10 protein-coding genes are annotated in these 15,995 nt (G+C 65.3%); 6 read left to right on the forward strand and 4 right to left on the reverse strand.

The window, feature by feature from the left end; translation table 11 throughout:
- Window positions 1–61 precede the first annotated feature (61 nt).
- From ASC93_RS13470 to axe2C, 4 genes are all read left to right on the forward strand, one after another.
- The gene (locus ASC93_RS13470; protein WP_056442588.1) at window positions 62–2,293 is read left to right on the forward strand and encodes a glycoside hydrolase family 3 C-terminal domain-containing protein; all 2,232 of its coding nucleotides are present in this window, start codon (window positions 62–64) and stop codon (window positions 2,291–2,293) included.
- Between the two features lie 83 nt (window positions 2,294–2,376).
- On the forward strand, window positions 2,377–3,723 hold the full coding sequence (locus ASC93_RS13475; protein ID WP_056442591.1) for a cellulase family glycosylhydrolase: 1,347 nt from the start codon (window positions 2,377–2,379) through the stop codon (window positions 3,721–3,723).
- Window positions 3,720–4,934, forward strand: coding sequence for a glycoside hydrolase family 27 protein (locus ASC93_RS13480; protein WP_056442593.1), 1,215 nt, complete (start codon window positions 3,720–3,722; stop codon window positions 4,932–4,934). The genes ASC93_RS13475 and ASC93_RS13480 overlap by 4 nt, the downstream gene beginning before the upstream one ends.
- Window positions 4,934–5,986: a bifunctional acetylxylan esterase/glucomannan deacetylase AxeC2 gene (gene axe2C, locus ASC93_RS13485; protein WP_056442596.1), complete on the forward strand. Its 1,053-nt coding sequence runs from the start codon at window positions 4,934–4,936 to the stop codon at window positions 5,984–5,986. The genes ASC93_RS13480 and axe2C overlap by 1 nt, the downstream gene beginning before the upstream one ends.
- 35 nt (window positions 5,987–6,021) lie before the next feature.
- On the opposite strand, the gene ASC93_RS13490 is transcribed toward axe2C, so the two are convergent.
- From ASC93_RS13490 to ASC93_RS13505, 4 genes are all read right to left on the reverse strand, one after another.
- Entirely contained in the window at window positions 6,022–6,666 is a 645-nt protein-coding gene (locus ASC93_RS13490) for a hypothetical protein (protein WP_056442599.1), read from the reverse strand.
- A gap of 8 nt (window positions 6,667–6,674) precedes the next feature.
- Window positions 6,675–7,964 (reverse strand): hypothetical protein, encoded by a 1,290-nt coding sequence (locus ASC93_RS13495; RefSeq protein WP_056442602.1) that lies wholly within the window; start codon window positions 7,962–7,964, stop codon window positions 6,675–6,677.
- A gap of 13 nt (window positions 7,965–7,977) precedes the next feature.
- The gene (locus ASC93_RS13500) at window positions 7,978–9,579 is read right to left on the reverse strand and encodes a hypothetical protein (RefSeq protein ID WP_056442605.1); all 1,602 of its coding nucleotides are present in this window, start codon (window positions 9,577–9,579) and stop codon (window positions 7,978–7,980) included.
- Window positions 9,580–10,071: 492 nt separating this feature from the next.
- Entirely contained in the window at window positions 10,072–10,572 is a 501-nt protein-coding gene (locus ASC93_RS13505; protein WP_056442608.1) for an Lrp/AsnC family transcriptional regulator, read from the reverse strand.
- A gap of 140 nt (window positions 10,573–10,712) precedes the next feature.
- Here ASC93_RS13505 and ASC93_RS13510 point away from each other — a divergent pair, with 140 nt between their 5' ends.
- Together ASC93_RS13510 and ASC93_RS13515 are read left to right on the forward strand one after the other, a co-directional pair.
- Complete coding sequence (locus tag ASC93_RS13510; protein WP_056442611.1) at window positions 10,713–14,264, forward strand: indolepyruvate ferredoxin oxidoreductase family protein; 3,552 nt, start codon at window positions 10,713–10,715, stop codon at window positions 14,262–14,264.
- Between the two features lie 121 nt (window positions 14,265–14,385).
- Window positions 14,386–15,972, forward strand: coding sequence for a S41 family peptidase (locus tag ASC93_RS13515; protein WP_056442614.1), 1,587 nt, complete (start codon window positions 14,386–14,388; stop codon window positions 15,970–15,972).
- Window positions 15,973–15,995 lie beyond the last annotated feature (23 nt).

Genomic DNA, 15,995 nt, shown 5'->3' on the forward strand with positions numbered 1-15,995 from the left:
TGTTCGTGCCGCGGCGGCGGCACATACCTATAACGCTTCACCCCAAAGAGAGTTTCGTCCCATGCGCCTGAATCACCTGACCCTCGTCGCGGCCCTCGCCGCCGCCTTCCCGCTGTTCGCAACCGCCGCCGACACGCCGGCGCAGCAGCCGTGGATGAACCGTTCCCTGAGCGCCGACCAGCGCGCCGAACTGGCCGTCAAGGCCATGACCCGCGAAGAAAAACTGCGCTGGGTGTTCGGCTATTTCGGCACCTCGTTCGCCCCCAAGGGCACCACGCCGCCCAAGGCCGCGATCCCGTTCTCGGCCGGTTTCGTGCCGGGCAATCCGCGCCTCGGCCTGCCGGACCTGCTGGAAACGGACGCCGGTCTCGGCGTCGCCACCCAGGCCACGCCGACCCCGCGCGAGCGCACGCAGCTGCCGTCGGGCCTGGCCACCGCGTCGACGTGGGACCCGCAGGTGGCCTATGCCGGCGGCGCGATGATCGGTTCCGAGGCGCGCGCATCCGGCTTCAACGTGATGCTGGCCGGCGGCGTGAACCTGATGCGCGATCCGCGCAACGGCCGCAACTTCGAATACGCGGGCGAGGACCCGCTGCTGGCCGGGACGATGGTCGGCCATGCGGTGAAGGGCATCGAGTCGAACCACGTGATCTCGACCGTCAAGCACTACGCGCTGAACGACCAGGAAACGGGCCGCAATGAACTGGACGTCCACATCGACAAGGCCGCGTCGCGCATGTCCGACCTGCTCGCGATGCAGATCGCGCTGGAGCAGTCCGGCGCCGGCTCCGTCATGTGCTCGTACAACCGCGTGTACGGCACCTATGCGTGCGAGAACGACTACCTGCTGAACGAGGTCCTCAAGAAGGACTGGGGTTTCAAAGGTTATGTGATGTCCGACTGGGGCGCGACGCACAGCACCGTGGAAGCGGCCAATCACGGCCTGGATCGCCAGTCGGGCCAGGAATTCGACAAGTCGCCGTACTTCGGCGGCGCGCTGGCGGAAGCCGTCGAGAACGGCCACGTGTCGGAAGCTCGCCTTACCGACATGGCCACGCGCATCGTGCGCGCCATGTTCGCCAAGGGCGTCGTCGACAATCCGGTCGCGCAGGGCGGCACCATCGACTTCGCGAAGAACGGCGCGGTCAGCCGCGCGACGGCGGAAGAGGGCATGGTCCTGCTCAAGAACGACAACAAGCTCCTGCCGTTGTCGAAGGACGTGAAGACCATCGCCGTCATCGGCGGCCATGCCGACGTCGGCGTGCTGTCGGGCGGCGGTTCGTCGCAGGTGTATCCGGTCGGCGGCAATGCCGTGCCGGGCCTGGAGCCGAAGGTCTGGCCGGGTCCGGTCGTGTACCACCCGTCTTCGCCGCTGCGTCATATTCAGGCGCTGGCGCCGAATGCGAAGGTCGTGTACGACGACGGCCTTGACCCCGCGCGCGCCGCGCGCGTGGCCGCGCAGGCGGACGTCGCGCTCGTGTTCGCGACGCAGTGGATCGGCGAAGCGAACGATGCGGCGTCGTTGTCCCTGCCGGACAACCAGGACACGCTGATCGACAGCGTCGCCGGTTCGAATCCCCGCACCGTCGTCGTGCTGGAGACGGGCGGTCCGGTCGCCATGCCGTGGGTCGCCAAAACCCCGGCCGTGCTGGAAGCGTGGTATCCCGGCACCAGCGGCGGCGAAGCGATCGCGCGCGTGCTGTTCGGCGCCGTCAATCCGTCCGGCCACCTGCCGGCCACGTTCCCGGTCTCCGAGCAGCAGCTGCCGCGCCCGAAACTGGACGGCGATCCGAAACAGCCGGAGCAGCGCTTCACGGTCGAGTACAAGGAAGGCGCCGCGGTCGGCTACAAATGGTTCGACCAGAAGGGCATGACGCCGCTGTTCCCGTTCGGCCACGGCCTGTCGTACACGACGTTCAGCTATTCGGGCCTGGCCAGCCAGGTCAAGGATGGCCGCGTGCACGTGCGCTTCAAGGTCACGAACACGGGCAACGTCGCCGGCAAGGACGTGCCGCAGGTGTACGTGGCGCCGCTCGCCGCGAAGTGGGAAGCGCCGAAGCGCCTGGCCGGCTGGGACAAGGTCGCGCTGCAGCCGGGCGAATCGAAAGAGGTCGACGTCGTCGTCGAGCCGCGCATCCTCGGCATGTTCGACGAGAAGAGCAAGACCTGGCGCATCGCCAAGGGCAAGTACAAGCTGGTGCTGGCCGACGACGCCGCCGGCATGAACGCGACCAGCGTGACGGTCGACTTGCCGGCGTCCACCCTGGACGTGCGCGGCCGCCCGCAGCGCTGAGTTTTACCTGTTGCCGCCCGCCGGCCGGCGGGCGGCGCATGACCAACCACAACGACGCTTCTTGAGGGGCGCGAGGAGACTACATGGAACGCAAGTTCGGCAAGTTCGGCAAGATCGCTTTGGCCGCCGCCCTGTTGGCGGCGGGTGCCGTCGGCATCGCCCACGCGGCGAACGCGAACAAGAATGGCTTCGTGGCCGTGAAGGACAGCCATTTCGAACGCAACGGCCAGCGCTACATGATCGCCGGCGCCAATTTCTGGTACGGCGGCTATCTCGGCGCGCCGTCGGGCGTCGGGCAGCGCGCCAGGCTCGTGAAGGAACTCGATCGCCTGAAGGCGCTCGGCATCAACAACGTGCGCGTGCTGGCGGTGTCGGAAAAGACGGCGATGAAGAGCGCCGTCAGCCCCGCCACGACGAGCGCGCCCGGCCACTACGACGAACAGCTGCTGCAGGGCCTCGACTTCCTGATGGCCGAACTGGCGAAGCGCGACATGACGGCCGTGCTCTACCTGAATAATTTCTGGCAGTGGTCCGGCGGGATGACGCAGTACCTCAACTGGTTCACGGGTTCGCCCGCGCACGATCCGAACGTGAGCAAGGATTACGAGCGCTACATGGCGGAGAACGCGACGTTCTACACGAACGCGCGCGCGCAGGACGAATACCGCAACGTGATCGCCAAGATCGTCCAGCGCACGAACACGGTGACGAAGAAGCCGTACCGCGCCGACCCGACCATCCTGTCGTGGCAGCTGGCGAACGAGCCGCGTCCCGGCAACAGCAAATCCACGCCGCAGGAAAAGGCGACCTACATAAAATGGGTCGCGGACACGGCCCACTACATCCGCTCGCTCGACGGCAACCATATGGTCAGCACGGGCAGCGAAGGCCTCGCGGGCTCCGCGCAGGATGCGCAGCTGTACCTGGACGCGCACCGCACGCCGGACATCGCCTACCTCACCTACCACCTGTGGCCAACGAACTGGGGCTGGTTCGATCCGAAGAAGCCGGACGCCACGTGGGACGGCATGATGGAAAAGGCCAGCCACTACCTGAACGTGCACGTCGACTACGCGAAGCAGCTGGGCAAGCCGATCGTGCTGGAGGAGTTCGGCCTGAATCGCGACGGCGGCTCGTTCGACATCAAGGCCTCGACCAAGGTGCGCGACCGTTTTTATGACGCGGTCTTCTCGACGCTGGAGAAGCGCGCCGCGGCCGGCGATCCGGTCGCCGGCTGGAATTTCTGGGCGTGGGGCGGCGCGGGCCGTGCGGCCAATGCGGATTACTGGTGGAAGCCGGGGAACGATTTCGTCGGCGATCCGCCGCAGGAAGAGCAGGGCCTGTACTCCGTGTTCGACAGCGACGCCAGCTCGCTCGAGCTGATCGCCGAGCATAATAAACGCCTGAAGGCGATCGGAGCGAAGCAATGAAACGTGCCGTGAACCTGATGCTGGCGGCGTCGATCGCGGCCGCGCCGGCCGCCGCCTGGGCACAGAAATTCGACGGCCTCGCGGCCACGCCGCAGATGGGCTGGAACAGCTGGAACAAATTCGCCTGCAACATCGACGAAAAGCTGATCCGCGAGACGGCCGACGCGATGGTCAAGCTGGGCCTGAAGGATGCCGGCTACCAGTACATCAACATCGACGACTGCTGGCACGGCACGCGCGACGAGCACGGCGACATCCGTCCCGACCCGCAGCGCTTCCCGTCCGGGATGAAGGCGCTGGCCGACTACGTGCACGCGCGCGGCCTCAAGCTGGGCATTTATTCGGACGTGGGCGACAAGACCTGCGGCGGCCGTCCCGGCAGCCGCGGCCATGAATACCAGGATGCGAAGATGTACGCCGCCTGGGGCATCGACTACCTGAAATACGACTGGTGCGAGAGCAAGGGTCTCAATGCCGTCGGCGCCTACACGACGATGCGCGACGCGATCCGCGCGGCCAACCGTCCCATCCTGTTCAGCGTCTGCGAATGGGGCGACAACAAGCCGTGGGAATGGGCGGCCGACGTCGGCCACTCGTGGCGCACGACGGGCGACATCTACCCGTGCTGGGATTGCGAAAAGAGCGCCGGCTCGTGGTCGGCGTGGGGCGTGATGCGCATCCTCGACATGCAGGCCGGCCTGCGCAAGTACGCCGGTCCCGGTCACTGGAACGACATGGACATGCTGGAAGTCGGCATGGGCATGACGGAAGACGAAGACCGCGCCCACTTCTCGATCTGGGCGATGCTGGATTCGCCGCTCATCCTCGGCAACGACCTGCGTTCGATGCCGGACTCGGTGAAGAAGATCATCGGGAACAAACAGGTCATCGCGCTCAACCAGGACCCGCTGGGCGTGCCCGCGCTGCGCTTCTGGAAGCAGGGCCAGGTCGAGCTGTGGGCCAAGCCGCTCGCCAACGACGAGTGGGCCTTCATGGTGCTGAACCGCGGCGAGGCGGCGCTGCCGTTGCATTACGACTGGAAGCAGAACGTCATCGTCGACGACATGAGCAAGCGCGAAGCCGATTTCAAACAGGCGACGTGGCACTGGACGGATGCCTGGACCGGCAAGACGGGCGACACGAGCCGCCGCCTCGATGCGACCGTGCCTGCGCACGGCGTCGTGCTGCTGCGTTTGAAGAAAGGCGCGTGATGGTCAGGCCGCTCGTCGCCGCGTTGCTGGCCTTGTGCGCGGCGGCGCCGGCGGCCGCCGAACAGACGATCGCCGCCAGCGATGCCCACGTGGCCCGCATGGGCCGCACGGTCGCGCAAGCCGATGGGTCGGTGCGCTTCGGCTATCCCGGCGTGACGTTGCTGCTGGCCGTCGACGGCACCCGCCTCGCCGTCGATGCGGCGGGCAGCGCCAACAGCCTCGTCGACGTGATCGTGGACGGCAGGCTCGCCACCACGCTGCATCTCGCGCCGCAAACGAAACGCTATGACGTGTTCGCGGACGCGGCGCCCGGCCCGCACCGCGTGGAACTCGTGCACCGCAGCGAGACGTGGCTGGGCGTGGCGTCCATCGCGCGCTTCACGGCCGACGGCACCTTTCTCGCCGCGCCTGCGCTGCCGGCGCGGCGCATGCTCGTGCTGGGCGACTCCGTCACGTGCGGCGCCGACATGGAGCGGAGCGCCGGCAACAAGGACACGCCGGACTGGTGGAACCCGCGCCTGTCGTACGGCATGCTGGCCGCGCGCGCGCTGGATGCGCAAGTGCAGCTGGTCTGCTACGGCGGCCGGGGCCTGGTGCGCAGCTGGAATGGCCGTACCGACGAATTCCAGCTGCCTGCGTTCTACGATCTCGCCATTGCCGATGCCGCGCATCCGGTCAAATGGAACCAGGCCGGCTACGATGCCGATCTGATTGTCATCGCGATCGGCACCAATGACTTCAACCCCGGCATTCCGGAGCGCGCGCCTTATGTCGACGCGTACACGGCCTTGCTGCGCCGTGTGCTGCGCGACCATCCGCACGCGCAGATCGCGCTGACGGAAGGCGTGCTGCTGAACGGCGACAAGAAGACGGCGCTGATCGGCTATCTCAAGGAAGCGGTGAGTCGGGTCGGCGCCGCGCGCGTCCACCTGCTCGCACCGGTGGCGTACCAGCCCGGTGACGCCGTCAACGGCCACCCGACGACGGCCCAGCATGCGGCCATGGCGGCCGAACTGCTGCCGCAGCTGCGGCGCATCGTCGCCCCGCTCTGATTCGCTTCGGAGAAAGCGGGCCGATTTGTCTTCGTTTACGGCCCGTTGCGTTCGATAATCTCCAGCCCACCGCTCATGTTCGACTGGATCTTACCGATGATCCACGTGGCACGTCCCATACGGACGAGTGCGGCACGCACGTCTTCCTCGTTCTTGTAGATGTTCGTGCACTGCATCTGGCACGCGTCGACGTTGTAATCGACGCCGCCACCAATGTACAAATCCACGAGGACTGGATCTTCCGCCTGCGCAAGCAAATCCTGCAGGGCGTACAGATCATCAGTGGAGACGGACTCATCCACCCAACGGTAATCGCGCGTGTGCGTTATCACCATCAGGGCGGTCGCGATAAAGCTGAAGCGCAAGAGCACCCTCAGGAGGCCGGTCCCAGCCAACAGCGCATCCTTCGTCTCGATTGCCGCGGCGCCGTAATGGATGGCTTCACCGGCCGCGAACGCGTCGGTCTCTTCCATGCCCAAGTCGACGCAAGGCTCGTCCAGCGGAATACCGTCGATTGCGAAGCGTTGACCATCTTCTACACCGACCCGGTACGGCTCGAGATACTCGTCTGGAATGTCGCCGGCCGCCGGCGAGTAAAGATCGGCCAAGTAGGCGGACACAAAACCGCGGTAGTAGTAATCGAGCTGGTCACGTTCGTAAGGGCGCGTCGGGAACATCATATTCCTCCTCAAGTCGTGGGGGCATTGGATGGCGGGAGAGCCGGCATCACTTGGCAAATCCAACCAACCAATTGCTTGCCGGGGATACGAATGAGAACCTCGTCCGACGATGAGTCGATCGACCGTCCGAGCATCGCGATTGGCCCCATGTGGGAGGCGATGCTTGCGTGGCGACGGTCCTCTTCGGAACACTGCGTGGCCCGGATTGTTGCATTGCGCACCAGTACGCAGGCGATCGGCAATACCTCCAGCAGTTTCTTCTCGTCCTCTCCCGTTCCGCTGGCCAGCGATCCCTTGGCAAAGGTCGGTACAAACCAGTTTTCCAAATTCAATAACTGCGTGGACAGCCACGGCCGGCGGATGCTGAGGAGGCAGGTTTGAAGTTCCAGGCTGAACCCGCTGGAATTCGCCTCGTAGCCGTCCTGATCGACGTTGAGCCGAATGGAAAGCAACTGGTCGCGAAAACGCCGGAAACTGGCATCCCGTATGCCTGGATCATTGTTGATTTGCGGGCCCGGTACAACATGGGACCAGTTGGCGCCGGCGGGATGTATCCTGATTGGCCGCCCGGGCACGTTTGCGGGGCTGCCCAGGGCAAATGCGCGGCCCACGTTCGGCGGCATGGCAGGCGCGTCGCCCGCGACGCCCACGGAGAACTGCCCGGCCACGCCGTCGGCGAGCTGCTTGATGGTCTCGAGGTTTGGCTGTTGGTGCAGTACCGCGTGTAGTTGCAAGGGCGCCGTGCGCCACTTCGAGATCGGGCTTCCGTACGAGATCGGGGGGCGTGCCCCGCTTTCCGTTTGGCTTCGGTTTTCAACGTGGATGTCCGCCCACGCATCGGATGTGCTCTCGAACCAGTCGATCGGGTCGACTTCGATGCGCCGGTAGCGCGCCTCCGGCGACGCCGCGGCCGGCGGGTCGACGGAGTACAGCCAGTCGTCGAGTGCCGCGACGGCCGTCTGCCTGGCGGCTTCGAAGAGCGCCACGCCGTCGCCGTTAGCCGCGCTCCCGTCGACCAGTTGCTGGTACAGGGCGTCGATATCGAGGCCGGTGGCGCAGTACATCGCATTGGATACCAGCCCCACGCGGTTGGCTTGCCGGGCAATGAATTCGAGCGCGAGCAGTCGTGAAGTGCCTTGCGGCTGGGCTTGCACGGTCTCGAAGGTCGAGTCCGGGATCGGTTGCCCGAGCTGGAACGCCAGGAACGGCACGCCGACACCCGACGCCCTCGTTGCCTGGTAACGATCAAGCAGGGCGCCGCGCATCGCCTCGGTGATATCAGCGAAGTTGGCCGACATGATGGCGCCCTCGCTAGGCGTTTGGGCAAGCCGGGACGATGTCGCTCAGGAATGCGACGATCTGGGCACCGGGAATTTTCAGTACGCCCTTGTCGAAGGTCGTACCGAAGTAACTATGCGAGGAGGCCGCGGCGCGCGATCCGCTCGATCCCGATGACTCTGCGCTTTGGCTGCCGGCCCGCCCCCCGAAATTGACAAAGCCCAGCGCCACGCCGCCCATGCCGGCCGTCTCGGAAGTCTGCGTGGTGGTCTGGCCCTCGGCTGACGCATAGAACTCGCTGAGCACGGCCCCATCGCTTCCCCAATCCGTGCTGGACACCTCGACATTGCGCACCACGAGGACCTGCTGCGGGATCATCGGCAGCCATTTGTCCTGCGAGTCGGCCTGGCCGTCGATCGTGCCGTCGCTGATACAGTGCCGACCGCCGAGTTGCGGGATCTTCCAGTTCTGCAGGTAGAAGATGTCGCTCACCAGCCACGGCCGGTAGAAGCTGCACAGCGCGTACTCGAGCTTGATCGTCAGGTTCTTCGCGGTGTTATGGAAGACCGATTGGAGGCCGCTGCTCTGCGAGTTCTGGTAGCTGTCCTTGGTCTCTGCCTCGCTGTGCTCCCCGCCGACGGCGAAGAATCCGAACGACACCGCGCCGCCGCCGCTGCTGGACTGCGCCTCGCTATGCCAGCTATCGGATTCCGCGGAGCTCCAATTGGTGCTCGCGATATGCTGATATTGACTCTGTGTGACCGATAGCCCTTCAAAGCCCTCCGGGTTGGCCGGATCGCACCAGTTACTTGGTAACACTAGAGAATACGGCGTCGCTTCCGCGACGACGCCGGCAATACCGTCGAGTTGCCAAGCCTTGAATTTGTCGCGGGCCGCCTTGATGGCCATCTCGTTGACAGGAAGCGCCACCGAGCCCAAGGTGGCCAGCGCCGCCTGGATCTCGGCTTCGCCGGCCGCCGACAAGGCATCGCGCGCGTCATCGACGTCCTGGCGGTAGGTTCCTGCGGTCACTGCCCACTCGTTTTGCCGGCCCTCGCGAATCGCCGCTTCGGCGGCGACGGCGTAGTCGCCTTTGGCTTTGGCGTAGGCGCGGGCGAGTTTCAAATAGTTGTCGTAAAGCTCGGTGCGCCCCATCCTCACGCCGTCGGCGTTGACCTTGTAGAGCACTCGTGTAGCCGCATCCATCCTTGCCTTGACGTCATCAGGCATCGGCGGGGGCGGGTCGGCCTGCATGCCGTTGATAATCTTGTCATAGGCGAATGCCAGGTTGCGGCCGATCGGATACTGCCGGTATTTGCCATCCTTGGTTACTTCGAGCAGCGTGTTTGCCAGCAGGCAGGTTTTCCATGCTGCGGCGTTCTGTCGGCGCGCCTTGCGTTGCGCTTCTTCGCTACCCTGCGCCTGAGGATCGGGCGGCGGTACCTCGATCATGTCGCCTTGCGGATTCCAGGGATCGAAGTAGTCCGCCTTGATAACAGGCATACCGAGCACAAGCTGCGAATACACCATGGTGCCCAATGGGCGGTCGTTGGAGTCGGTTGGAATGCATTGCTTGATGCGGCCGATCAGATCGGCAAAGACGCCCAGGACGAGGGCTCCGGGTTCTCCATTCATGGTTCGGTCCTCCGCTGCCGGCCATGGGCCGGTGTGTGGTGCGCAAATCACGGCGCCGCCCGGATGCGCGGCGCCGGATACCTGCAGACCAACCTAGCAGCTTAGATTAAACGTGCCGGATCGATTGAGTTGTACTTGACGGAACTCAAATGGATATGGGGGACTGGTTGACAAGCCAGAGGTCTGGCAAAGGAACTGCACATGGCGACCATGTCCGCGAACACGGCCCAAAAAAAACCGACGGACCGGGCTGCGCCTGGTACATCGGAAAGAAGAGCCGGACCACTCCGGCTGGAGACGAACCGGCCGCCGCTCCCTGAGTCGCGGTGGCCGGGCCGAGACCAGATCGAGATTAGCGGCGATGCCGTGACGGGTCAAACGTGCGGGCATGGCGGCCCGCGTGTTTCGTGCTTATTACTAAACAGCAGACTCACGGCTTGCCGGCGTCACGCGTGGACACGGGGTGTCCACCTTACCGGGATAGAAATGCCGTCAAACGATGGGAAGCGCAGTCGTTTCCTTGATGCGCTGGAGGGCGAAGCTCGATTTCACGTCCAGCACGGCCGGGTGGCGCAGCAGGGTGCCCATCATGAAGCGCGAGAAGTGGTCCATGTCTTCCACGTGCACGCGCAGCAGGAAATCCATCTCCCCCGTCATCGCATAGCAGGCCACTACTTCCGGCCAGGTCGACACGGCCTGGGCGAAGTCGAAGCGCGGCGACGTGGCCGGCACGCGCGCATTCGCCGCGCCTTCGCTGTGTTTTTCCAGGCGGACATTCACATAGGCCAGCAGGCCCAGGCCCAGTTTGTCGGGATCGAGCAGGGCGACATATTGCCGGATGACACCGGCCTCTTCCAGACGTTTGATGCGCCGCAAACAGGGTGACGGCGACAGGCTCACGCGCTCGGCCACGTCCTGGTTGGACAGGCGGCCATCCGACTGGAGGATGGCGAGGATTTTACGGTCGGTTTTATCCAGCTCTATTTTTGACATGAATTCTCCACGGCGGTCGCGTACGTCGCAATTTTATTGCGCAAATCGTTTAACGGGGGGAATTCATTGAAATTTAATGCTGGGGGTGCAGGTCTATACTGGCCCCAACCGAAACACGACAAACATAATCGGAGACCCGCATGAACGCCCCCCTGGACCGCAGCCAGCTGGAACCGCTACCGCCCCACGAGATCACGCTCGACGACAAATGGACGCTGGAACGCGGCCGCGCCTTCATGACCGGCACCCAGGCCCTGATCCGGCTGCCGATGCTGCAGCGCGAGCGCGACCTCGCGGCGGGCCTGAATACGGCCGGCTACATCACCGGCTACCGCGGCTCGCCCGTCACGCAGGTCGACCAGACCGCGTGGAAGGCGCAAAAACACCTGGAAGCGCACCACGTCCACTTCCACCCCGGCATGAACGAAGACCTCGCCGCGACGGCCGTCTGGGGCACGCAGCAGACCAATCTGTTCAAGGACGCGAAGTACGACGGCGTGTTTGCCATGTGGTACGGGAAGGGCCCGGGCGTCGACCGTTGCGGCGACGTGTTCAAACACGGTAACAACGCGGGCAGCGCGAAAAACGGCGGCGTGCTGGTGCTGGCCGGTGACGATCACGCGGCGAAATCGTCGTCGACGGCGCACCAGTCCGACCACATCCTGCACCACTGCGGCATCCCCGTGCTGTACCCCTCGTCCGTGCAGGAATACATCGACTACGGCTTGCACGCCTGGGCGATGAGCCGCTACAGCGGCCTGTGGGTATCGATGAAATGCGTGACCGACATCATCGAGTCGGGCGCCGTCGTCGACCTCGATCCGGACCGCGTGCAGACCGTCCTCCCGACCGACTTCGAGATGCCGGCGGGCGGCCTGAACATCCGCTGGCCGGACGCCGTGCTGGACCAGGAAGTGCGCATGAACCACTACAAGTGGTATGCCGCGCTGGCTTATGCGCGCGCCAATAAACTCAACCAGATCGTGTGGGACAGCCCGACACCGAAGATCGGCATCATCACGGCCGGCAAATCCTATCTCGACACCCGCCAGGCGCTGGCCGACCTCGGCATCGACGAGCAGGCGGCGCGCGACATCGGCCTGCGCGTCTACAAAGTCGGCATGACGTGGCCGCTCGACTCGGTCGGCGTGCACGAATTCGCGCGCGGCCTGGACGAGATCCTCGTCGTCGAGGAAAAGCGGCAGGTGCTGGAATACGCGCTGAAGGAAGAGCTGTACAACCTGCCGGACGGCGAGCGGCCGCGCGTCGTCGGCAAGTTCGACGACACGGGCGAATGGAGCGTCAAGAGCCGCTCCGGCCAGGGCGACTGGCTGCTGTCGGCGAATTACGAGCTGAATCCGGCCCAGATCGCGCGCGCGATCGCGTCGCGCATCTCGCACTACTGCGCCGGCCATCCGGTCGAGCAACGCGTGAAAGAGCGCATCGCCTTCCTCGAAGCGAAAGAGCTGATCCTCAAGAACATCCCGAAGGCGAATCCGGAAACGGACCGCATTCCGTATTTCTGCTCCGGCTGCCCGCACAACAGCTCGACGAAGGTGCCGGAAGGCTCGCGCGCGATGGCCGGCATCGGCTGCCACTACATGGTGCTGTGGATGGACCGTGAGACGTCCACGTTCACGCACATGGGGGGAGAAGGCGTCACGTGGATCGGCCAGGCGCCGTTCACGGGCGAAAAACACGTGTTCGCGAACCTCGGCGACGGCACGTATTATCACTCGGGCGTGCTGGCGATCCGCGCGTCGGTCGCGGCCAAGGTCAACATCACTTATAAAATCCTCTACAACGATGCCGTCGCGATGACGGGCGGCCAGGTCGTCGACGGTCCGCTCGATCCGGCCAGGATCAGCCGCCAGCTCGCGGCCGAAGGCGTGAAGCCGATCATCGTCGTGACCGACGAACCCGAAAAATATCCGGCCGATTATCCGTGGGCCGAAGGCGTCACCGTGCGCCACCGCGTGGAACTGATGGACGTGCAGCGCGAACTGCGCGAGATGCCGGGCGTGTCGGCCATGATCTACGACCAGACCTGTGCGTCGGAAAAGCGCCGCCGCCGCAAGAAAGGTGCGTATCCGGACCCGGCCAAGCGCGCCGTGATCAACGAGGCCGTGTGCGAAGGCTGCGGCGATTGCTCGAAGCAGTCGAACTGCCTGTCGGTCGAACCGCTGGAGACGGAACTGGGCCGCAAGCGCCAGATCAACCAGTCTTCGTGCAACAAGGATTTTTCGTGCGTCACCGGCTTCTGCCCGAGCTTCGTCACGGTCGAAGGCGGCGGCTTGAAGAAGCCGAAGAAGGCGGCCACCAATGAAGCGGCGCCGCCGGTCCTGCCGATGCCTGCGATCCCCGCGACGACGACGCCGTTCGGCATCCTCGTCACCGGCATCGGCGGCACGGGCGTCGTGACGGTCGGCCAGATCCTCGCGGTCGCCGCGCACGTGGAAGGCAAGGGCGCGCTGGTGCTGGACATGAGCGGCCTCGCGCAAAAGGGCGGTCCGGTGATGTCGCACGTGCGCCTCGCCGACCGCCAGGCCGACCTGCACTCGACGCGCGTCGGCACGGGTAACGCGGACCTCGTGATCGGCTGCGACCAGATCGTCACCGCCAGCCGCGACGCCCTGTCGCGCATGGGAGAAGGCCGCACCTGGGCCGCCGTGAACGGCAGCGGCGCCACCACCGCGGCGTTCATCAAGAACCCGGACTGGCAATTCCCGGCCGAGGGCTCGCGCGGCGCCATCGTGCAGGCTTGCGGCGAAGGCAACGTCGACTTCATCGACGCCGGCCACATCGCGACGACCTTGATGGGCGACGCCATCGCCACCAATATGTTCATGCTGGGCTATGCGTTCCAGAAGGGCCACGTTCCGCTGCAGGAAGCGTCGATCGTGAAGGCGATCGAGTTGAACGGCGTGTCCGTCGCCTTCAACAAGGCCGCGTTCAACTGGGGCCGCACGGCCGCGCACGACCTGCCGTCCGTGCAAAAACTCGTGACGCCCGCGAAGGTGATCGAATTCAAGCGTACGCAATCGCTCGACGATCTCGTGAACCGCCGCGTCGAACTGCTGACTGCTTACCAGGACGCCGCGTATGCCCGGCAGTACAAGGCATTCGTGGACCAGGTCCGCGCGGCGGAAGAGAAGCTGGGCAAGGGCACGCGCCTGACGGAAGCCGTCGCGCGCTACCTGCACAAGCTGATGGCGTACAAGGACGAGTACGAGGTGGCGCGCCTGTACACCGACCCGGCGTTCATGGCCAAGATCGACGGCATGTTCGAAGGTGACGTCAAACTGAAGTTCCACCTGGCGCCGCCGCTGTTCGCGAAGAAGGACAAGGACGGCCACCTGGTCAAGCAGGAATTCGGCCCGTGGATGATGAAAGCGTTCGGCGTGCTGGCAAAGCTGAAAGGCTTGCGCGGCAGCGCGCTCGATCCGTTCGGCCACACGGCCGAGCGCAAGATGGAACGCGCCCTGATCCAGGCATACCGGGCGACCGTCGACAGCCTGCTGCCCAGGCTGACGGCCGAGAACCTGGCGCAGGCGGTCGCGGTCGCGAGCATTCCGGAAGACATCCGCGGTTTCGGCCACGTCAAGGAGCGCCACCTCGACGCGGCCAAGCGCAAGGAAGCGGCACTGGTGTCCGCCTTCCACGCCGGCGCCGGCGTCACCCGCGCCGCCTGAACGACGGCATCCCGCACGACGCCGCCTGCCGGATCGACGCCCGGCAGGCGGCGTTGTCTTTTTCTGCCGACTGTTACAGTTGGATGTAATCCGCGAGACGGCCGCGTCTATAATCGGACGCATGAATTCGCATTCCGCCTCCGCCGCCTGCTCCCGTCTGATTGCCTGCGCTTGCGCGGCACTCGTCGCCCTGTCCGGCTGCGGTGGCGGCGGCGGCAATCCGTCCATCGGCGCATCGACGCCGGTCGCCAGCGATCCGGGCACGCCGACCGTGCCGACGCCCCCGACTACGACGCCGACGCCGACGCCGACGCCGACGCCGGCCGACGTTCCGGACCCGATCGCGGCCGACTACATGAGCTACCGGAACCTGTGCGCCGCGCCGCGCACGGGCGTCGATGCCGAGGGCTATTCCTTCCCGGACCGCCAGGGCACGCTGCAGGACGAAATGAAATTCCTGCGCGGCTGGACCGACGCGACTTATCTCTGGTACAAGGAAATCCCGGCCACCGTCCACATGGCGGACTACACGAATGCGCTTGACTATTTCGACGCCCTGAAGACGCCCGCGACGACCGCGTCCGGCCAACCGAAGGACCGTTTCCATTTCACCTACACGACGGCGGAATGGGATGCGCTCAGCAATGCGAGCCAGGACACGGGCTACGGCCTGACCTGGTCGATCAATTCCACGACGGCGCCGCGCACCTGGCTGGCCGCGATCGTCGAGCCGGGTTCGCCGGCCGCCACGGCCGGCATCCAGCGCGGCGACCTGCTGACGGCCGTCGACGGCATCGACTTCATCGACACCACCGACAAGGCGCAGATCGCCCTGCTGAACGCCGGCCTGTCGCCGGACACCGCGGGCGAACATCACACGCTCACGATGCGGCGCGGCGACAAGACGTTCGACGTCGCGCTGACGTCGGCCGTCGTCACCACGACGCCGGTGAAAAACGTCAAGGTGATCGACACCCCGACCGGCAAGGTGGGCTATCTGAGCTTCGAGGACCATAACGCCGTCTCCGAACTGCAGCTGGTCAACGCATTCACGACCCTCAAGAACCAGGGCGCGTCGGACCTCGTGCTCGACATGCGCTACAACGGCGGCGGCCTGCTGTACATCGCCAGCGAGCTGGCCTATATGGTTGCGGGACCGGTCTCGGCCGGCAAGACGTTCGAGCGCGCCGTGTACAACGACAAGACGGCGCCTGACGCGCCGATCCCGTTCCGCAGCACCGCCTACGGCTTCTCCGCCCCGGCCGGCGGCGCCTTGCCGTACCTGGGCCTCAGGCGCGTGACCGTGCTGACGACGTCCGACACATGCTCGGCCAGCGAAGCCGTGATCAACGGCCTGCGCGGCCTGGACGTCCAGGTCGACCTCATCGGCGGCACGACCTGCGGCAAGCCCTATGGCTTTATCCCGACGGACAACTGCGGCACGACGTATTTCACGATCCAGTTCCAGGGCGTGAACGCGAAAGGCTTCGGCGATTTCGCGGACGGCTTCGCACCGACCTGCACCGTCTCCGACGACATGGCGCATGCGCTGGGCGACCCGGCCGAGGGCATGCTGGCCGCGGCGCTGTCCTACCGCACCACCAATGCCTGTCCGGCGGCATCAACGGCACGTGCGCGCGCGGTGCCGATGCACCTGGCGCGGCCGCAGCTGAAAGAGATCGCGATTTATCCGCCCAGGACGCGATAAACCGTTATCACCGATCTATAATT

The organism is Massilia sp. Root335, from assembly GCF_001425685.1.
Taxonomy (GTDB): Bacteria; Pseudomonadota; Gammaproteobacteria; order Burkholderiales; family Burkholderiaceae_D; genus Telluria; species Telluria luteola.